We start from the raw sequence: 19,238 nt of genomic DNA, 5'->3' as shown, positions 1-19,238 counted from the left end.
TCCGTTCGTCAGCGGGTGGTGGAGGCGGCACGCAGGCTCGCCCGATCGCCTGAAAAGGCGGCATTGACCAAGATCGCCATAGTGTCGAGTTCGATCGGGCGCGGGTTGTTCTTGATGAGGCGCGCACTGCCCATCGCCTGTTCGGCGACTAGCGGCAGTTGCGAGGCAACGACACCCAGATCGGCAATCGTCTTCGGGATACCGACCGAGGCAAAAAGCGCATCGACCGCGTCGATCGTGGCGCTTGCCTGCTCGAAGCTCGTCATGCCCTTAAGATCGAGGCCCATCGCATGCCCGATTTCAACGAGTTCCGGCTCGCAATGGGCGCGGTTGAACTCCATCACATAGGGCATCATCACGGCGACGCCGGCGCCGTGCGGTGTATGGGTCATCGCGCCGATCGGATATTGCACCGCATGGGCGGCAGCAGTTCCGGCCGTCCCGAAAGCGAGGCCAGCAGCGGTGGCGCCGAGCATCAGCCGTTCGCGAGCTTCAATATCGCTGCCGTCGTCATAGGCACGCTTCAAGCCGGAAACGATGTGAGAAATTGCCAGCAGCGCATAGTTATCGCTCAATGCGTTCTTGCCGAGGAAGACATGTTCGTGGACGATCTCACCCGTCGGGTGGCGTCGAAGCGTCGTGAAGGCCTCGATCGCATGCGTCAGCGCATCGGCACCGGAAACGGCGGTCAGGCCGGGCGGGCACGACCAGGTGAGTTCCGGATCGCAGATCGCAGTATGGCTGATGATATGCGGGCTTGCGATGCCGATCTTCACCGCCCGGTCGGGATCGGTGACGACGGCGACAGGAGTGACTTCCGAGCCGGTGCCGGACGTGGTCGGCATCAGAATGAGCGGCAGGACCGGCGCGGGAACCTTGAACTCACCGTAATAGTCTGATGCCTTGCCGCCATGGCTCAGAAGGAGCGCGGCCACTTTCGCGGCATCCAGGCAGCTCCCGCCGCCGATGCCGATCACGAGATCGGCGCCGACCGCCCTCCCCGCCTCGACAGCCTTGGCGATGCATTCCACCGGAAGTTCGGCGATCGTGCCGTCAAAAACCTTCGTACCGAGACCGGCCTGTTTCAGCGAGTCGACAAGGCGGATGAATTCCGGGTCGGCGCCAAGTCGTTCATCGGTAACGACAAGAGCTCTACGGCCAAGGGCCGCAGCGTAACCAGCAAGGGCATGGCGCTGGCCGATACCGATGACGAGATTGCGCGAGGTGCGCAAAGTTCCGAACAATGTCACTTAGATTTCCTCAATTTCCGCAGCCGAGCCGCAGTTGGCCTGTATCCAACGGGTTTTCGACGGTTTCCGCAGCGTTCCCGCAGACGAAACAAGTCCCGCTGCAGTCGATTGAAATGCCGCCGCCGCGTGACGATACGCAACCTAGCGCTGTGCGCCCATGACATCCAAGATGGCGCCCGTGACCAGCGAGGCCTTTTGCGAAAGCAGCCAGACGATCGCCTCGGCGACTTCCTCGGGCAAACCGGCACGCCCCAAGGGATTGTTGGCAGCGAATTCCTTCACCCGGTCGGCTTGCCCGGCCTTGGCGTGAATGGGAGTGTCAATCATGCCCGGCCTGAGAGCATTGATCCTGATACCATCGCGCGCGACCTCCACTGCAAGTCCCTTGGTCATCGTATCGACGGCAGCCTTGGAGCCGGCGTAGTGGATGAAGCGGCCTGGCGAGCCCGTCAGGGCTCCAATGGACGAGATATTCACGATGCTGCCACCCTTGCCGCCATGCTTGGTCGACATACGTTTGACTGCTTCCCGGCAGGCGATGAGCACGCCGACCGTGTTGACCGCGAAAATGTCCATCGCTTCCTGGAAGTCGTAGTTGTCCGCCGAACGGTGTCGTGGTCCGTTTACGCCGGCATTGTTGACGAGACCCGTCAGGGGGCCGAATGCCTTGTCGGTTTCCTCAAACAACCGTACGATATCCGCTTCCAAACCCATATTGGCGCCGACCGCGATCGCATTGCCCCCAAGGGCCTTGACCTCGGCAACGACCTCGTCGGCCAGTTTTTTTGACGTGTTGTAATTAACAACGACATTGGCTTTCGCGGCACCTAGCAGCCGGGCTGTCGACGCCCCAATGCCGCTGCTGGCGCCCGTTACGATAACAACTTCCGTCATGGAGCCTCTTGTCTCAATTGATAAGGTGAGGTCGCAAAAAGCGCCCTACCGATGATTTGTCATGACAATCGTAGCCGTTGTCCGAAATTCACCAATCCGCCACTTATTGGATTTCGGCCTTCGAAATTAAGCTACTGTTCGAAAGACACTCCGGGAAGCTCTAACGTGAGCTGCTTGACCCCATCCGCAACGGCGTGGAGCTTCGCTCGACAAGATATCGAGCCTGTTTCGGCACCCGAAATTCATATGGTTAGCGCGCGAAACGATCAAGCGTTTGGCCTCTCATCTCGTTGCGCCAAGATACTTGATGCGGAACGTGATTCCAGAGGCTGTCGAATGAACAAACAACGCAAGGTCATCATTACCTGCGCCGTCACCGGCTCAATCCACACACCGTCGATGTCACCCCATCTGCCGGTTACTCCCCAGGAGATAGCCGACGCCGCCATCGAGGCCGCCGATGCGGGAGCGGCAATCATCCACCTTCATGCCAGAAATCCGGCAACCGGCGAGCCGGATCAATCGGCGGAACTGTTTTCTCAAATTCTTCCGGTCATCAAGCAAAGGTCGGGTGCCGTGCTCAACATCACCACCGGCGGGTCCTCGACGATGACGATCGAGCAACGCCTGCTACCGGTCGCGACCTTCAAGCCGGAAGTCGCCTCCTTGAATATGGGCTCGATGAACTTCGGACTTTATCCAATGCTGGCGCGCTTCAACGCGTTGGCGCATGACTGGGAAAGACCTTATCTGGAAGGATCACGCGACCGCGTTTTCAAGAACACCTTCGCGGATATAGAAAGAATACTCACAACATGCGCTGAGAACGGCACGCGGTTCGAGATCGAATGTTACGATATCGGGCATCTCTATACCTGCGCACATTTCGTCGATCGCGGCCTGGTAAAGCCACCGTTCTTTATCCAGAGCGTTTTCGGCCTGCTTGGGGGAATTGGAGCGCATCCGGAGGACGTGATGCATATGAAGCGGACTGCCGACAGGCTGTTCGGCGACAGCTATCGCTGGTCCGTGCTGGGCGCCGGCCGCCACCAGATGGCGATCGCCCTCCAGTCCATCCTCTTGGGAGGCAATCTCAGGGTCGGACTGGAAGACTCGCTTTGGATCGGGCCGGGCCGGTTGGCGAGGTCGAATGCCGAGCAGGTCCGCCTTGCCCGGCAGTTGGTGGAATCGATCGGTTTCGAAGTGGCATCCCCCGATGAAGCGCGCGAAATACTCGCCCTCAAGGGTGCCGATCGCGTCAGCTTCTAAACCATCGGTCGCTGGCCGACTAATTTGCCTTCTGCCAACCGAGCAGCGTACCACCCGTCTTGGTGCGCTGCTCGCTTTCCAGCACGGGAAGCGGATAATCGGCCTCGTTCAGAACAAAACCCGGTTTTGAGGCAAAATCCATTCGAGGCGGGCAAAAGATGTCGAAAAGCGAGCTTTCCGGCCCATCTTCCCCGACATCACGGCTGGTATGGATAGCCCATGCCGGGATGATGATGACCGAGGGAGTATCGATCTCCGAATGATCGTCAGGTATCCAGCCCGCAAGATCTGCACCCCAGTTGTATCGGATGTGGTGGACCCAGCGGCCGTCAAGGCAGAGCGAGGCCTGCTCGAAATCATCGTGCCAATGCGGGCTGAGCGAATTCGTTTCCCGGCGTGTGAAGAAGCTGCCGAACAGGTTAACCATCATGTTAGTGGACCGGAAGCATCGCGGCTGGATCCGGTCGCCGTTCGGATCGAGGTGTTGGGCCAGAGGATAATGCCGGAGCCTGTAACCACCGTTCGGTTCCGGCCAGAGATCGACAGGCGCCAGCTCCGGCGCTCCATCGGCATAGACACTGCCGTTTGCCGCCAGCGCCATGATGTCCGTCGCGGCCTTGGAGAAAATCCGGACGATTTTGCCTGAACTGCGGGCAGTGATCTGGCTTGCGCCCGGTGGCACGATGGTCAAGGAATCCGGTTCGGCCTTGATCGCTTCGCCACCGGCCACGATGGTGACCGATGCCGATTGAGGCGGGAGGATGACCATGTACTCCTCGGGATTGTCACTTCGCGGCAGTGCCGCGCCTTCCCCTACTTCCGAAACGCAGATGGCGAAATTTCCACCGCGAACAATCCAGGTTCTGGCTCGTCCGTCTTCGCTGACAACCTGCGGCGCTTCGTTCGGGAACACAAACTTTGAGGCTGCTCTTCGTGAGATACCGGTCATTTCGGTTTTTCTCCATGCTCTTGGCAAACATTGGTTTCTGGTAGTCTTCACCATTGTCGATCATGATGGGGCGGCAATCCTGGAGACACCCGCTTCCCGCCGGATTTCTGCTATCGAAATTGATCCAGCCGGGGCTCTTCTCATTTCTCTTTGGATGGGACAGAGTTGTAAGATCGCCAAGAGGATCGCTTCAATCCCGCATTTGAGGCGCGACGGGAATAGCTGCGGGGAGGAAAAACTATGGATGTCATTGCCACCCATGCCGAGATAGAAGAGCTTGCCGACATCATTTCCCGCAGTTCATCGACTGTCACACATTGCCGAACGAATTCGAGACGCGGTCATACTAATCCGCTCGATCGATCATATCCGCCGGTCAATGCGGTCTGCCGCGCTCTGCATGTTCTCAAGGTCGTGAATTCCAGGTCGATTGCCACTGTGAACGCAATTCATGGGGAGACGGGAATACCGAGGCCGACGATCGTCCGGCTGCTTGAGACCCTCATGCATGAAGGTTACGTCGTGCGCGACAACATGTGCGGTGGATACCGCGTCACCCAAAACGTCGCCGACCTATCCGCCGGTTACAGCGGCATATCGCGGGTTATCGAGATCGCCCGGCCTCTGTCGATCGGACTGACAAGGCAGATCAAATGGCCCATAGGACTTGGAATGATCGATGGCGACGCGATCGAAATCCTATACTGGACCGGAACGATCAGCCCGGTTGTTCACACCAACACGGTTTTGGGCATGCGGCCGGACCTGTTTAAATCGGCGATGGGCCGGGCCTATATGGCCTTCTGCGGCGACGATGAACGCGAGGGTCACATCGAGCTCATGCGCAGCCGGCTGGGAGACGCATTTGGTCCAACCGAGGAAACAGTTTTCCGCAAGCATCTCGAGCGGGTTCGAGCGCTCGGATACGCGGTTCGGGATCCGCGTACGGAGCCGGCACGGATGACGACGTTCGGTGTGCCTATTCTGGAAGACGGTGGGGTTGCGGCGGTAATGTCCGTCAGTTTTTTCACCGCGTCGGTGTCCAAAAGAGAGGTCAAGCGATCTATCCTTGACCCTCTGATGGAAACGCGGCTCAATATCGAACATGCGCTTGAATTCATCAGCCACCGCCCGCGCCTGGACGCCTCGGTACGCCGGGAATACGCAGTCACTCTGTAGAGGAAAGCGTCACTTGTCGTCGAGAACCGGATTGGTCGCAGGCGTGCCGCCTTCAAACCATATGTCGAACTTCCGATAGGTGACTTTCCAGCCCTCTTCCGTCTTCACCAGCTGGTCGGTCATATAGGCGATTTGAATGGGCGGGTGCGTCGGCAGCACCGGCTTTCCATCGGCTGCGTAGAGCATGAGGATCCAGTGGCAATTCGCCTTGTCGGGGCCGCCATCAAAAAAAGCTTGGAAATTTTGTACGGAGTGCACGACGGTTCGGGCGCCGCGAGTCTTCCTCCAGGCGTAGAAAGCCCGAATTTTATCACGGCCGACATACGATGCGGCCGGCCCCTCGAAAAGGCCTTCCTGGGTGTAATAGTCGGGAGCGTTTTCTCCCCAGTTGGTATCGACATCGTGCCAGTAATCCACCAGCAAGCAGTGCAACTGCTGGGTCAGGTTGATCCGGTCTGTATCGATGTACATCGGCTATCCTTTCATGAAAGCATCAAGTGAATCGAGGGCGGCGCGTGCGCCTTTGATCAGGAAGCCCTGATCCGAGCTGATCATGACTGCGGTTACGCCGAGGTCGGTCATGGACCCCGCGTCGGCTCCGTCCAGGCAAATCGTGATGACGGGCATACCCCGTCGCTTGGCCGCATGGGCGATGGTGATCACCACATCTGTTGTAGTGGGATCGTCGATAGCCTTCCCGCCGAGCGCAGCAGTGAGATCTCCGCGTCCGATGAAAATGCCGTCAAGCCCGTGAACAGAAACGATGTCATCGATGACCCCGATGGCCTCCAAGTCTTCGATCATCGCAAGACAGACGACCTCGTTATCCTGTTGGCTCATATGAGCTTCGTAGCCCACCAAGCCGTAGTCGCCCGCCCTCGTCGTGTTGGCAAAACCGCGTACTCCACCCGTGTAGCGGCATGCGGCGACGATCCTTGAAGCCTCTTCGGCCGTGCGGATATGAGGCACAAGAATGCCATTCGCGCCGAGGTCAAGCGCCGTCAAAATTTTTGACGAGCTAGCCTCGGCAATGCGGACAATCGAGGCCACCTCCGCCGCGCGCGCCGAAACGAGCATCTGGTCGAGAGCCCCGACGCCGATCCCCGCGTGTTCCATATCGAAAACTACGAAATCAAACCCGAGAAGGCCAAGGATCTCAGTCGCATGCCCTGTCGGCGTTTTGATGAAAGTGCCGGTAAGCGGCTCTTTACCTCTTAGGCGAGACGCAAACTGGCGGTATGAATGGCGAGGTCTGGTCATAATTCTTCTCCCGATATGCGTCAGCTATCAGGGACGGAAGAGAGCCGAGCGCACCGTTCTCAAAGGTTTCAGCATGCGAAAATAATTGGCTTGGCGGGATCACTTGCCGGTGTACCCATTGTCTCCGGACCCAACGCCTGGACGGTAGCGATCAACAATTATGCAGCTTCCGCTGGCTGAAGCATGGGATGTGGGTCGCACGTAGAAGGTCACAGGGTGGCGGTGCAAACTGCGCCCTGGGCTTTCTGATGGCCTCTGCTTTGTCGCATGGCTTCGGCATCGCCTTGACGTCCCAGCGTCGAAATCAGCATGCTCTCAGGCCGTCTGATAGACAACTTATCTGCTGTCGGCCGGGTGGATATGACCTGAAATGTCCTCGAATTTTACCTAGCCACTTTGACAAGCCCCCAGAGTTTGAATGCCTGCTCGTCCATGGCAAAACGATATTTGCCAACTTCTCATGACCAAAGCGAAGCGCCCGCCGCATTGATGGCGCAAGGCAGGTTTTCAGGCTTCCAAAGCGGCTGAGGGGTCGCTAAACGGCATTGAGGCACCTCCATGAAAATAGCCGCTTCATTTATTACCGTAGAACTCGAAAACCATCTTATGCTACGGGAGCGGCAGAAGTTGTTGTGCGCCTTGAAAGGATACGAACCGCTGTACTGTTGGTTAGATGGGCGAAGCGGCTGATAGATTTCCCTTTTCGTAGCCCACAGGCGGCAGCCGCTAGGACCCCTGAAGATCCGGCCACCGCCTCACAAAACCAGTTGCATTTTTTCTAATTTATGCAATTTATGCAATATGAGAGGTAGACCAAAAAGATTGCCAGTGGCCTCACTGTGTGAGGCCATCGAACAGCGACGAAACGAACTCAACATTTCAGCCGCTGAGGCAGCGAAGATGATGGGGGTACATCCGTCTTCACTGAGCCGCTCAATGCGTGCCGGTGCGTTCTCACCAGTAATGATGAGAGCGGCGTACTCATTTATTCGGAAACCAACGCCTGAGCGCGTACAAGGCGACCATGATGTAGCGTTGCGTTTATTGCAAGATTTCTTGAACTCGGCGACGCAGATCAAAGCGGCACTTGAATTTGCCTTAGATGGGGTGCAGGTGAAAGCCGCTAGGAGAAAACCATGACCGCTGCAAAGCATGTGATCGAAATGATACAGAGTCACATCGCAGGAGACAGCGAGCGGTTTCTGGCGATAGCAGAGAACATTGCAGATGACGCAGGTAAATCTGGAAAAATAAAAGTTGCTGGCGAGATCCGGGGGATGGTCGAGAACATTCGCCGCGATAGCCTTGAAAAGCGGCGTTTAGAGCCGGTTCCCATGATATCCCCCCGGGGCGAACTTGCTGGCTTGGTACGGGCTATCTATCCAGAGACCAAGCTTTCGGACCTCGTTCTCAATGCTGATCTCGGCCGACGTATCCACGGCGTTGTCCGAGAACACAAGGCTCGCCACTTACTTGACGCAAAGGGTCTTTCCCCCCGTCGTAAGTTCCTTTTTTCAGGGCCGCCTGGCACTGGTAAAGGTATGACGGCTGCCGCGATAGCGGGGGATCTTGGCCTACCGTTGTTCACGATCCTTCTCGACGGTGTCATCACGAAATTCATGGGCGAGACCGCCGCAAAGATGCGCTTGGTATTCGACGCCATGCGCACCACCCGAGGCGTCTACTTTTTCGATGAAGTCGACGCACTCGCTTCTCGCCGAGATGCCGACAATGATATTGGTGAAGCAAGGCGTATGCTCAACTCGTTTCTCCAGTTTCTGGAAGACGATAAATCCGGAAGCGTCATCATCGCCGCGACCAATCATCGGACACTGTTAGACCCAGCCATCTTCAGGCGCTTCCACGCAGCTTTCTCCTATTTGAAGCCCACTCCTGATGAAGGACGCCAGGTAATCACCAACCACTTAGGTCAGTTTGACCTGTCCGTCGTCGAGTGGGAACTGCTTGAAAGTGAGATGATCGGATTGAGCCAAGCGGACCTAGTATCCGTGGCAGACGACGCGGCGCGCGACTCAGTTTTGGATCATAACGGAGACATGAACTCTGAGATCTTGAAACGAGCATTGCGCGACCGGAAAGCTCTGCATAACGACGCACTTTGAGTTGACATGAACACTGCTGTCGCATCTCTTTGTTGTATAGAGAATCGATGGTTGTCATGGCCTTATACCCCCACTTACATCTCCGAAATCTTGGTGTCGCTTCTGAAGAATTCCGAGCATACGGAGGCGGGAGTTCTAAGGAGCCTGAGCGAGTGCCTGACAGGCAGGCTCATGGACAAAAACTCCGCGGAGATCTTCAGCAAGCCGTCTCGCGCCTTCCAGAGCTGACGAGAGAGCAAGCTCGACTGAAGATAGACGAAAAACAGCGTGGCATGGTCATTGCCATGGACAGCCGGGCAGAGATGCCGCTCTTTGTAAGTCCTGGCGCTCGTTCCACGACCAGAGGCTTGAGGCTCCTTAATTTCCAATCATCAGCCGGTTCGTTTCCCGAAAACGAACCTATTCGATCAGAAACCGCAAGCTTTTTTATCTCGCGCAGCAGTGCCAAGTCTCTACTTGGAGCAATTGAGAAGTATCAGAATTGGTCGAACGACGACGACGAATTTGAAAACTTGTTCGACGACGACGGTGCGGGCAACAGACCACGTAATTTCAAGCTCTTTGAGAGCGCAGCATCGATCCGGCCCGCAACACTACGCGACTTTTGGACCGACAGTGCAGAGCGTTTCCCGCGAAAGAGGGGCGAAACGGAGTGGGAGGTTTGGACCCGGCTCGAATATGAGGATGCCTTACACAAGACTGCTGAGCATTTTGAGATCGAGATTGAGGATAGCGCCACGCGCTTCGTTGAAACGGCCGTCCGTAACATTCGTGCAACGCCAGAGGATATGCAAGAACTAGTAAGGATAAGCGGGGCTGTCGTCGAGTTGCGAGGTGCCTCATCATTTCTGTCCGACTATGTGGAAGTCAGTCATAACCGGGATCGGTCGATAGCAGGTGCACTCGCTGCCAAGGTCGTTCCGGCGAAAGCTGGAGCGCCACGCGTCACTATCCTGGACACTGGCGTGAACTCTAGCAACATTCTCTTATCAAGCTCTTTGCCCCGCGCTCGGTGCTACAGCGTCAGCGACGACTGGTCCGTCACCGACCATGCTGGCCATGGCACGAAAATGGCGGGGGTTGCACTTTTCGGCGACCTCGACAAGATCGATCCTAATGGCAGATCTCAAATAAATTTAGAGACGTCGCTGGAGTCTGTTGTAGTTGCAGCACCGCTCGGTGGCATTGATCTTCCTGCACATGAGGCGATCCAGAAAGCTGTCGCTCTGGCTGAGGGTAGTAAGGCTCCTCGCGTTTTCTGTCTCGCTCAAACCGCGCCTGACGAGCCATCGGACGGCCGTCCATCTTCAACATCCGCTGCGCTAGACCTGCTGGCTTACAAGGACGGTAGGCGAGGACGCCTCTTCTGCGTGGCTGTCGGCAACGTCGACCATTCCGAAGATGAGCCATATCAAATCGCCGATTATATCGAAAGAAATCGACAATACGGCGTGCAATCGCCTGCCCAAGCTCTCAACGCCCTGTCAGTAGGTGCCATGACCATGATGGGAAATGGACGCGCTTCCCTGGTCGCACCCGTTGGGGATCTTTCGCCGACGTCGAGAACCTCACAAGAGTGGGAAACTCGGGTCGTCAAGAAACCGGACATCGTTATGGAGGGTGGAAATTTCGAGATTGACGCTGGTGGGGTTTTTTCAAAGGTGTCGCCCCGGAACCTTGTTCTGACGACGTCCCGGTCGGTACCTTCGAATCCACTGGCTATGACAGGCCAAACAAGCGCCGCAACGGCTGCCGCGGCGGGCTTGGCGGCGAAGGTTATGGCGCGTTATCCGAAACTTAGACCCGAAACCGTCCGCGGTCTGATCGTGCACAGCTCAGAATGGACACCTGCCATGCTGCGGCAGCGCACGATACTGGAGCAATCCGGCTCTACGACTGACTCTTGGAGCGCACTACTCGGACGATATGGATGGGGTGTACCGAACGAACAGCGACTGTTTGCGAGCACTGAAAACGCAACCACTATGATCATCGAGGATGAGCTTCAGCCATACGAACTCGGAGACGGTAACAACGTTAAACTGAAGGAGATGAAATACTTTATCCCGCCTTGGCCAACTGCGGACCTTCGCCGACTTAACCAGACGGAAGTGGAAATGAAATGCACTTTATCGTACTTCGTCGAACCCGATCCTCATGCAATCGCCCGCAACCGTTACGACCGATATCAGTCGCACCGTCTCAAATTCGATGTGCGTCGGTTTGGCGAGACTGACGCACGAGCCCAGCTACGTCTCAACCAGCTCGGTGAAGACGACGAGACAGCAAGCGGCGCTGATGACGGCTGGATTACGGGGAGACGTCTGGCCACAGCAGGGAACTTGATCCAGGATATATGGAGGGGACCTGCTTACCGTTTGGCTGACAGGCAGGGGATTTCTGTCGCACCGATAAAAGGGTGGTGGAGCGATATTCGTCAGAGTGGTCGATATCAGAGAAGCGTCCGGTTTTCACTGATCGTTTCCATCAAGGTCCCCGAAGGAAACACCAATATCTATCGAGCCATCAAGGCTGCGGCACCGGTCGCCGCACTTGTTGAGAGTCCTATCGCAACCATCACGACGTAGAGGCGGTCGCACTTTCGGCTCTCGCCATAACGTCTCCGTAGAGTACGTAGCAAAACGGCGTCGGAGAAAGTGTTCTCGCTGACACCCTGGCTTGCCGAAGCGATTCAGCGAGAGTCTCACCGCTCTTCAGAAAGCATCCGAGCGTTTTTTGGATCATCAGGCTCGAGTCTTTGTCGTCGATTGGCCAAAGCGGCGCGAGCACGCCTCCAAACTTATTACCAATCAGCGCCATAGCCCAGCCGTCCGCCAAACCCAATTCATTCGTGCTAGTTCCGACTTCACACGCGTTCAGGATAAAGAGCGAGTGGTCTCGCTTTCCGAGCTTGATTGCTCCCTGCCGAACCTCGTCAACCGTAATCGATTTGAGAGCGTCCATCTCAATGCTGGCCGGGCTATCGGGAGCGGCGGAAGAACCATGTCCAGCGAAGTGTACGATCTGTACGTGCCTATTTGCAGGCGGGTTCTCGAGAAAATCTAGAAATCGGTCGTAGGAGGCCTCGTGTGCGACCGCGCCAAGCTCAGTCTTAAGCCAAAGCCCCTCGGCTTGCGCCGCCGGTAGAGGGCGACTGACGTAAGTCGGCACGAAACTCGCAATCATTCCAGTTTTGAATGAGTTGGTAATCGGACTCGACGAGCCTGGCCACCGAGCGATAGGATGACCCATGAACAGGTGATCGAAATCCTGGTCACTCGAAGGATCTGAGGGCCACATCATTTCCCAAGGTACATTGACCTCGTCAGAGAAAAGCTGGATTGGAAAATTTGCACCGTGACTTGATACGAGTGACAGGTAGTGTTCTTTGAACTGCCGCGGCGCGGCTTCCCAAATCTGTTGTCCAATACCTCTGATTGCTCTGGCATGGGCCCCCGTCGAGAGATTGCGCGAGCGACTTAGCAAATCTAGCGCATAATTGTGCCCGGACGTGCCTAGATCGATGGACCCTATCTCCCTCCTTCTTTGCGTGCCACCGACAGCTCCGGAGTAACTCAACCAGCGATACCGCCCCTCAGGCCCAAAATCATCTTTATCTATCGAGATGACCAAGTCCGAAGGGTCCAATCCGGCCCTGAACCTAGCCGGTGACGACGACGTTCCATGACCCGGCTGGGTGGATACTGCTCCCAGCGCAGCCGCCGAACTTTCACTATTACTCCCGCCTGGCTCCGTTTCGGGAGCGCTTTCCACAATCGAAACAACGTGTTTCGCAAAGCCACATTTCCGACCCTCATAGAAGAAATGAGCGTTAATCTGTATGCCTTTTGCGTTTGCAGCGCTCGCCGCGACGTGCCCATAAAAATAAGCAGGCTTACATTTCTGATCCCGCCTGATGACGATCTTTTCGCGCATGTCGTCTTCTTCGAATTCCAGGTGCTCCGCATCAAGCGCAACCTCGACTTCGATCACTCTCCAATCGGCGGGGACGTCCTCGATGCTCGACGCGTCGCCATCCGTGAGCCTATCGACCTCCTCGTTTAGTCGAACGACGGCAACGACCGCTTGCCCAACCTTCAAATCACCTGTGACTTCGATGCTTGGAAATCGCTCAACGGTAACGGTACCCGCCGACGAGGCATTTATCCCAAACGACTCGAAGGCAGCGTCCGTAGGATCCGATTGATGGGCAGATCGAAAAGGGGCGGCGACGATGATTGACGACTCGAGCGAGACGACAAATGGGTGCTCCCGGAAAAGCTGATCGAGCGCGGCCTTCGCTTTTTCCGAGCCGACTTCCGCTTCGAGCTTTCCTTGGCCCCGCTCAAATTGAAAGGTTAAAGAGATCAGCGTATTTGGAAAGCGGCTCTGAATAACCTCGACGAGATATAGCCAGCTGCTGTCTGGTACAAACACCGTTGGTTGCCCATATCTCGTATCTCGCTTTGAATCAGCCATCGTCTTATCTTCTGCCTCCCCCCGTACGACACTGACCAGCTGCAGTCATCAGCGATTCAGGTCGGCCTGGAGGCATTCACTTTCGAAAGTGGCCGTGTAGCGGCCAAACAAATCCATTACAATTCTGGCTAGAGTTTTTGCTGAAAACAACAGTTCTTTTAGCCAAGCGTGCGACCGCTATAGGGATGACCGCGTGCTTGTCGCGCCGTCTAAAGGTCGATGAGGAGCGTGCCGTCAGCTATGTCTCCCTGCGGAAAGTGAGCGGTATAGCCCCATTTCCCCGCCAATAGTGAGCTTTTCCACATCGAAGACGTAGGCCGTTCATAGTTGAAATACAAATGTTTCGGCCGTTCAGGATCGTTGAAGAGGATGCGCGCCACTGTTTCCAAGTTGGGGTGACCATGTTCGCGCGATCCATCCGTCGAGAACGCGAACCTCTGGCAGTCAATCATGCTGAAAAATTTCGGAGAGGTATTTGCTTTGGAGCCGTGATGGGCGACCTTCAAAAGGTCGACCTTCAAACGCCCCCCTTCCTTTGCGGCCAACGGGGCGATGCGTCTTTCCAGCACATCCGAGTGTGAGTCGCCCGCGAACAGGATCCGCTTGCCGCCAAATTCGGCGATGAACGCAATCGAAGTCCGATTAGCAGGTGCGGTGTCCGGAGAAAATTGAGCTTTGGCTAAAGCCGTGACATCCGGCAAGCCCGCAAAGGGTTCGAAAAGCGGTCCCACCGGATCTTCGTCATCGTCCGGATCAAACACCCTTATCTTGGCCTTCGCAAGCTCGTCTTCCCACTGCTCGATGAAATCTGCTAGCGACTGATCATCAGGCGAAATCAAAAAAATCTTCAGTCCGCCGTCGAATTCAATCCAGTCTTTTGCCTCTGGGCTATCGATTGAGACGATTTTGCTGGCGAACTCAGCATTCCGGGGCCATTTGAAATTTTCGATGCCGCGGGAAAGCTTCTCCCCTTGTCTTGCACCGAATTCCTCCAGATCGCCGAGGCGAGCGTTGGCACCTTCTAGTTGCTGAAACGCATTAAACCAGACCCGCTTAGGCGTGAACGCTGGAGTGGCGTCTTTCAACATCGGAATGGCACCGGCAATGTGATCGGCGTCGACATGGGAGATGGCAAAAAGCTCTACCTCGCCAATAGAGGCGAGCGTTGGACGTACCTTTTTCCAAGTGCCCGCGCGTCCAAGGTCCATGATCAGATGTTTTTGTCCGCCTCCCTCACCCCAAGTTAAGAAAAGGCAGTCTCCGTCCAAGGCGGGAAACATTGTAAGCCGAAAAACCATGTTGTACTTCCTATCGAAGCCGAAGAACGGTGAAAGGCTGTGTGGGATCTACGGAGGAAACGGCCTTCGAGATCACTCGAATAGAGTCATCGTCTTCTAGTTGAGAGAATGCAACAGATAGCAGTCTAAAGGTTGCCGAGAAGAACGGAAGTCCCCTCTCTACCGAAATTTTCAACCACCTTGCTGCGCCTTCGAAATCACCGCGCTGCAGCGAACGATATCCCAGCACTGCTGCGCCGTCAGGTATGCCCGGGAACCAGTTAGCTAGGTTCTCAAGCCACGCGTCCCAACGTCGCGCAGATGTATATTCCGCTGTAGAAACCAGAATTATTGCGCCCAGAGTGGCAACAAGTGGGCCTTTTACCTTTCCTTGTAACGCCAACGCCGGGATTTCCTCCCATTCATCGTAATGCTGCGCGATGGCGTAGTTATTCAGGATTTGGGCGGCCACCAATGCCGCATCGTCGATCCGCCCCAAAGAAACGTACCGAAGAAGTCCCGCCCATTTCGGGTCGCGGACCTCGAGTCTCGTTCGCGACGTCCCCTTTTCTCGGACGGCTTCTTGTCGCAACAGGATGGACGCTGAACGATCCTCGCGACTCAACCCTTCCCATGCCCAGGGCACGGAAATCATCTCTGCTGACGCATCACCGAGCGACAGCAGCCATCGCTGATATCTATTGGTTTCGTCATTGCCTCCGCGGAGAGATTGATAAACAGCTAACAGATCTGAATAATCCGGGAGCAAAATCTGAGACGTTTCTTCAGATACGCTGCGAACGACTTCGTTTCTGGCGACTCGGGTCGGGAGCAACACCGCAGGGTCGTCCATAGCCCTAAATGTTGGCTTGAGAAGAGGGAGAAAATAAGATGATGAGGTTCTGCTGACACGCGTCGGCCCACGCCCACGGCCATTAGATGCCGTGTAGCGGGTGCTTCTGAATGTAGATTCGGGCACTAAATCCGGGCCGGCCAAACGGTTTGGCTCTCCCACGACAATCTCGAGCTTCGTAGAGCCGACAATCTGTTGATCGCGCTGCTCCACACCGCCGGGATATCGAACTGAGATCCCGTACCATCCGTCGACCGGGATCTCGAAGCGATGGGGTGAAGGTCGGCCCTTCAAGGTGATATCGACAACGGCTGTCTTGGCCCAGCGGGGGTCCACCTGGTCGGGCACTGAATCGAGCGCAGTGAGTGTAACGATTGCTCCCGATGGGGCGACGCCGCCCAGCTGGGTGCTCTCAACGGTGAGGATCAGCTCTGTCATCATTGAACTCCAAGCCTGACGAATATCATCGGCCTCGTCAAATAACGCCTCATGACCGAAAGGCTGGGAGGCTCAACCGCAAGTTTCCCCGAAAATTCCCACTCGCCAAACTCTAGCTCCATCGTACAGCAACGATAGGTATGATTATTCGGCACATCGAAGGTCTGACCTGGCTTGTTTGTTCCGCCTACGTCAATCGCCGTCAACCGGGCCTCTGACCACGTTGCACGATCGTCGATTGTTACAATCGAGCGGGTCCTGGTGGGAGCCTCAATCTCGTTGAACTCAAACCCCATCGCGTCCAAGGAGGTAGGGACCGCCTTATTGCGCTTTTCGGTAGGAAGGCGATAGGTCACTAACTCGTCGATCGCATTCAAAATCAGCAGGCTTGTGCTGACCCACCGCCCTGTTTTGTCGTCAAACGCCGCAAACCGCACGGCGTCCAGGAAGCATGTCGTAAAAACGCTGACCTGGCCCGAGACACCGAACGCTTGTTCGCCGTCAATCGTCGGAAAGATTACGCACTGACGACGGCGAACCCCGTTGTGGTTGCCGTTCGAAACCATCGACAGCACCCGTGAGCCGACGCGCGTTTCGTTCGAATAGATGTTATCGGCCTTCGACCGGCAGCAGTCGATAAGAAACAGCTGCTTTACAGCAATGGCGTTTTTCAACGTGCCCGTCAATTCATCAAGCTCGATGGCGGCGTCATATGGAGTGGCGGGGTGGCCGAAATCATTGAGAAGAAGTGCCGCTTTCTGACCTAGTGAAATGCCGTGTCCGCAAAAATAGAAGACGATCATATTGTCTGGATGACACTGAATGATTGGATGCCATAAGAGCATCGCAGCCTTGATGTTCGCGAGCGTCGCCTCCGGCACGTCCACGAGGCTACCATCCTGCCTTGCGACCGGAGCTTTAACTGCCTCTGAGAGGAGAATGGTCACGGTTCCGAGAGGGCATGCGGAGTTGCGGAATTCGTTCTGGAACCAATCGGCAACTGCGCGAGCCGAGATTGGTGGCGAGGTCAATTGAGCAAGGCCACCCGCGATGTCGCTTTCGCTCGGCCCCGCTCCGAACTCGTAACGACCCACCCCAATTATGAAGACATGGGTACGAGCCCTGTCTCTAACGCCGTCATCAAAGATCAAACTTGTTTCAGTCATCGTATCCGCGTTCGTCAAACGTCGATTCTGAGGTGTTTGCGCAGCAAATCACTCGAATTGGGGTCGCGCAACCAGAAGGACGCAAATTTCGTTGTTGGTCGTCATTTTGTTGAGACGCCGCCCGGCATCTATTGGGACAAGCTCAGTCTCCTTGTCACGGCGATGCTGCAAATGCGGATGGTCGCGACCCAAGGCTCACAAATGATCGAAGCAACGCTCCTGCCTGGAGAATGACGTAGCTCTATCCAACCCTAGGAGCGGCCGGCTAATCAGATTCCGCCGTAGGAATCTCCGTCATCTCTAAAGCGATTGTCCAGGCTCGTGTGGGTGGATCGGAAATGGAAGCCAACGCAAACGCAAATCGACTATCCAAAGTCTCCATGGAGGCGCTGAGAGAAATCGGCCAATGCCCAGGCTCGGCATGCAGCAGGTGCCACAGCAGGCTTAAAGTTCGCCATTGATCCCAGCGGTTTAGCTACGGCATCCATTCCCAGCCAGCTTTTTGTTCTTCGAGCAAGCAATCATTCATTTAGCGGGTTCTTAAGGATCGCTTTGAATTCGGATTTAACAGCACGGCACAGGTCCGGTCTTTACACTTGGCCACTGTGGGGGAGTCATTTCGAATTTAGATGAAGACACGGCCTTCTGCCAATATTCCCGCTTTAGGTTTGATTTTGGGGCCGACTTTGCCGGACTCCTTCGGCCATTGGGCTTCCGCGAAATATCTTCGACTCCAAGGTTGTTCGAGCAGGAAGCGATGTGAGTTTCTCGAGATCGAGAGGGACATAAATCGGGGCAACAGGAATTTGGTTGGAAAAACCAGCGGCAGTGAGTACAACTAAATATAGAAACTTTGAATGAGGGAGACGGTCTCATGGCTGAGAAGAAGGTACTGTTCATTGCGTTTGCGATCGAAGATGAGCGTCAGCGCGACTTCCTCAAGGGGCAGAGTTTGCACCCCCGAGCACCTTTTGAGTTTATCGATATGTCTGTCAAAGAACCATACGACAAGGATTGGAAGGACCGCGTGCGCGCTCGGATCAAGAGGTCCCACGGCGTGATTGTTCTCGTGAGCAAAAATTCGGCCCAGTCGAGCGGCCAGAAATGGGAAATCCAGTGCGCCAAGGAAGAGCAGAAGCCACTTCGGGGTATCTGGGCATATTCGGCTGATAGCTCGACCATTGCTGGGATAACAACAGTCGCGTGGAGCGACGACAACATCAGCGCCTTCATCGATGGTCTGTGAGATCATGGAACGAAGGAAAGCATTGATCGTCGCATCGACCATTACGATGTCTTTACCCCGCTGCAGGGGTGCGTAAACGACGCCCGATCAGTTGCCGGAGTTTTAGGTCGGCACGCCAACAACGATATCAATTTTCAAACACCAAAATTGCTGTTGGGTGAAGACCAATACGCCTCGGCATCACGTCGGGAGCTTCGGTCATCGATCGAGGCATTATTCGATGACGATCCCGATATCGCCCTACTCTATTTCGCTGGCCACGGCCTCATTGACAGTGCTGGTGGCTATCTCTGTTCTAGCGATTGCCAAGACGGAAGCGATGGCGTCCCACTCGTAGACGTCGTGAATTTTGCCCGGAAGTCAAAAGCGAAGAACAAGATCATCATCTTGGACAGTTGCCACGGCGGCATCCTCGGGAATTATCAGGCCGACACAGGCACTGCCGAAATCGATGAGGGGATGACACTTCTGACCGCCTCGTCGGAAAAGCAGTATTCGTATGAAGGTGGCAATGGAGCCCCCGGCGTTTTCACCAATCTGCTGGTCGACGCGTTGGAGGGTAAGCGACAAGCCGGGGCCGTTCAGGCGGCGTAGTTCCATGGCATGAGCGCGTCGATTTCACTGCTGGTCCATCCATTCGCAAGGCGCTCAAGCGTCTGGGTCAACCAAGCTTGCGGATCGACGGCATTCATCTTTGCCGTTTGCAGGAGCGTCGCGATGGTCGCCCAAGTCCGGCCGCCACCGTCCAAGCCGGGTTCATGGTGCCGGGTTTCTGACGTTCGAAGCAAGGGTCACTTATCCCTTCCACCCCCTGGTTGGCCAAACCGTATTGGTAACCGGCAGCCATCAGCACGA

Annotated in this window: 17 protein-coding genes and 2 pseudogenes; 9 read left to right on the top strand and 10 right to left on the bottom strand. The window is 55.8% G+C overall.

Going from position 1 to position 19,238, the window contains the following annotated elements:
• Nucleotides 1-8: 8 nt before the first annotated feature.
• Nucleotides 9-1,250 (bottom strand): iron-containing alcohol dehydrogenase, encoded by a 1,242-nt coding sequence (locus MOV63_RS13935; protein ID WP_247034306.1) that lies wholly within the window; start codon nucleotides 1,248-1,250, stop codon nucleotides 9-11.
• Nucleotides 1,251-1,391: 141 nt separating this feature from the next.
• On the bottom strand, nucleotides 1,392-2,144 hold the full coding sequence (locus MOV63_RS13930; RefSeq protein ID WP_247034305.1) for an SDR family oxidoreductase: 753 nt from the start codon (nucleotides 2,142-2,144) through the stop codon (nucleotides 1,392-1,394).
• A gap of 336 nt (nucleotides 2,145-2,480) precedes the next feature.
• Between MOV63_RS13930 and MOV63_RS13925 the strand changes: the two genes are divergently transcribed.
• A complete protein-coding gene (locus MOV63_RS13925) occupies nucleotides 2,481-3,413 on the top strand; it encodes a 3-keto-5-aminohexanoate cleavage protein (protein ID WP_247034304.1) in 933 nt (310 codons plus the stop codon).
• A 19-nt stretch (nucleotides 3,414-3,432) separates the two neighbouring features.
• Here MOV63_RS13925 and MOV63_RS13920 read toward each other — a convergent pair whose 3' ends face one another.
• A complete protein-coding gene (locus MOV63_RS13920) occupies nucleotides 3,433-4,416 on the bottom strand; it encodes a hypothetical protein (protein ID WP_247034303.1) in 984 nt (327 codons plus the stop codon).
• A gap of 186 nt (nucleotides 4,417-4,602) precedes the next feature.
• On the opposite strand from MOV63_RS13920, the pseudogene MOV63_RS32965 reads away from it, so the two are divergent.
• Both MOV63_RS32965 and MOV63_RS32800 read left to right on the top strand, forming a co-directional pair.
• Nucleotides 4,603-4,881 (top strand): annotated as a pseudogene (locus MOV63_RS32965) (helix-turn-helix domain-containing protein); the annotation flags it as partial.
• A 3-nt stretch (nucleotides 4,882-4,884) separates the two neighbouring features.
• On the top strand, nucleotides 4,885-5,541 hold the full coding sequence (locus tag MOV63_RS32800) for an IclR family transcriptional regulator C-terminal domain-containing protein (RefSeq protein ID WP_247034302.1): 657 nt from the start codon (nucleotides 4,885-4,887) through the stop codon (nucleotides 5,539-5,541).
• A 9-nt stretch (nucleotides 5,542-5,550) separates the two neighbouring features.
• On the opposite strand, the gene MOV63_RS13910 is transcribed toward MOV63_RS32800, so the two are convergent.
• Nucleotides 5,551-6,012, bottom strand: coding sequence for a nuclear transport factor 2 family protein (locus MOV63_RS13910; protein WP_247034301.1), 462 nt, complete (start codon nucleotides 6,010-6,012; stop codon nucleotides 5,551-5,553).
• 3 nt (nucleotides 6,013-6,015) lie between these two features.
• Nucleotides 6,016-6,801, bottom strand: a complete 786-nt coding sequence (locus MOV63_RS13905) for an HpcH/HpaI aldolase/citrate lyase family protein (RefSeq protein WP_247034300.1) — start codon at nucleotides 6,799-6,801, stop codon at nucleotides 6,016-6,018.
• Between the two features lie 828 nt (nucleotides 6,802-7,629).
• Between MOV63_RS13905 and MOV63_RS13900 the strand changes: the two genes are divergently transcribed.
• The 3 genes from MOV63_RS13900 to MOV63_RS13890 all read left to right on the top strand — a co-directional run bounded on the left by MOV63_RS13900 (nucleotide 7,630) and on the right by MOV63_RS13890 (nucleotide 11,512).
• Nucleotides 7,630-7,941 carry a helix-turn-helix transcriptional regulator gene (locus MOV63_RS13900; protein ID WP_247034299.1) on the top strand — a complete coding sequence of 104 codons (312 nt, stop codon included), beginning with the start codon at nucleotides 7,630-7,632 and terminating at the stop codon, nucleotides 7,939-7,941.
• Nucleotides 7,938-8,924 (top strand): AAA family ATPase, encoded by a 987-nt coding sequence (locus MOV63_RS13895; RefSeq protein ID WP_247034297.1) that lies wholly within the window; start codon nucleotides 7,938-7,940, stop codon nucleotides 8,922-8,924. Before MOV63_RS13900 ends, MOV63_RS13895 begins: the two co-directional genes overlap by 4 nt.
• A gap of 152 nt (nucleotides 8,925-9,076) precedes the next feature.
• Nucleotides 9,077-11,512 carry a S8 family peptidase gene (locus MOV63_RS13890; protein WP_247034295.1) on the top strand — a complete coding sequence of 812 codons (2,436 nt, stop codon included), beginning with the start codon at nucleotides 9,077-9,079 and terminating at the stop codon, nucleotides 11,510-11,512.
• Here MOV63_RS13890 and MOV63_RS13885 read toward each other — a convergent pair.
• The 4 genes from MOV63_RS13885 to MOV63_RS13870 form a co-directional block, all read right to left on the bottom strand.
• A complete protein-coding gene (locus MOV63_RS13885; RefSeq protein ID WP_247034293.1) occupies nucleotides 11,502-13,403 on the bottom strand; it encodes a CHAT domain-containing protein in 1,902 nt (633 codons plus the stop codon). The genes MOV63_RS13890 and MOV63_RS13885 overlap by 11 nt on opposite strands.
• 209 nt (nucleotides 13,404-13,612) lie before the next feature.
• A complete protein-coding gene (locus MOV63_RS13880; protein ID WP_247034291.1) occupies nucleotides 13,613-14,701 on the bottom strand; it encodes a ComEC/Rec2 family competence protein in 1,089 nt (362 codons plus the stop codon).
• Between the two features lie 10 nt (nucleotides 14,702-14,711).
• Complete coding sequence (locus MOV63_RS13875) at nucleotides 14,712-15,971, bottom strand: hypothetical protein (RefSeq protein WP_247034289.1); 1,260 nt, start codon at nucleotides 15,969-15,971, stop codon at nucleotides 14,712-14,714.
• Nucleotides 15,971-16,858: a caspase family protein gene (locus MOV63_RS13870; RefSeq protein WP_247034287.1), complete on the bottom strand. Its 888-nt coding sequence runs from the start codon at nucleotides 16,856-16,858 to the stop codon at nucleotides 15,971-15,973. Before MOV63_RS13870 ends, MOV63_RS13875 begins: the two co-directional genes overlap by 1 nt.
• Before the next feature lie 144 nt (nucleotides 16,859-17,002).
• Between MOV63_RS13870 and MOV63_RS13865 the strand changes: the two genes are divergently transcribed.
• The 3 genes from MOV63_RS13865 to MOV63_RS13855 all read left to right on the top strand — a co-directional run bounded on the left by MOV63_RS13865 (nucleotide 17,003) and on the right by MOV63_RS13855 (nucleotide 18,977).
• A complete protein-coding gene (locus tag MOV63_RS13865) occupies nucleotides 17,003-17,371 on the top strand; it encodes a hypothetical protein (RefSeq protein ID WP_247034285.1) in 369 nt (122 codons plus the stop codon).
• A gap of 640 nt (nucleotides 17,372-18,011) precedes the next feature.
• The gene (locus MOV63_RS13860; RefSeq protein WP_247034284.1) at nucleotides 18,012-18,383 is read left to right on the top strand and encodes a TIR domain-containing protein; all 372 of its coding nucleotides are present in this window, start codon (nucleotides 18,012-18,014) and stop codon (nucleotides 18,381-18,383) included.
• Between the two features lie 21 nt (nucleotides 18,384-18,404).
• Nucleotides 18,405-18,977 (top strand): caspase family protein, encoded by a 573-nt coding sequence (locus MOV63_RS13855; RefSeq protein WP_309500828.1) that lies wholly within the window; start codon nucleotides 18,405-18,407, stop codon nucleotides 18,975-18,977.
• Here MOV63_RS13855 and MOV63_RS13850 read toward each other — a convergent pair.
• Nucleotides 18,965-19,135: pseudogene (locus MOV63_RS13850) on the bottom strand (transposase domain-containing protein); the annotation flags it as partial. The gene MOV63_RS13855 and the pseudogene MOV63_RS13850 sit on opposite strands and share 13 nt — an antisense overlap.
• Between the last annotated feature and the right edge of the window lie 103 nt (nucleotides 19,136-19,238).

The organism is Neorhizobium sp. SHOUNA12A, from assembly GCF_023006505.1.
In the GTDB taxonomy this organism is placed as follows: domain Bacteria; phylum Pseudomonadota; class Alphaproteobacteria; order Rhizobiales; family Rhizobiaceae; genus Neorhizobium.
This window is presented reverse-complemented; position numbering and strand designations above follow the sequence as displayed.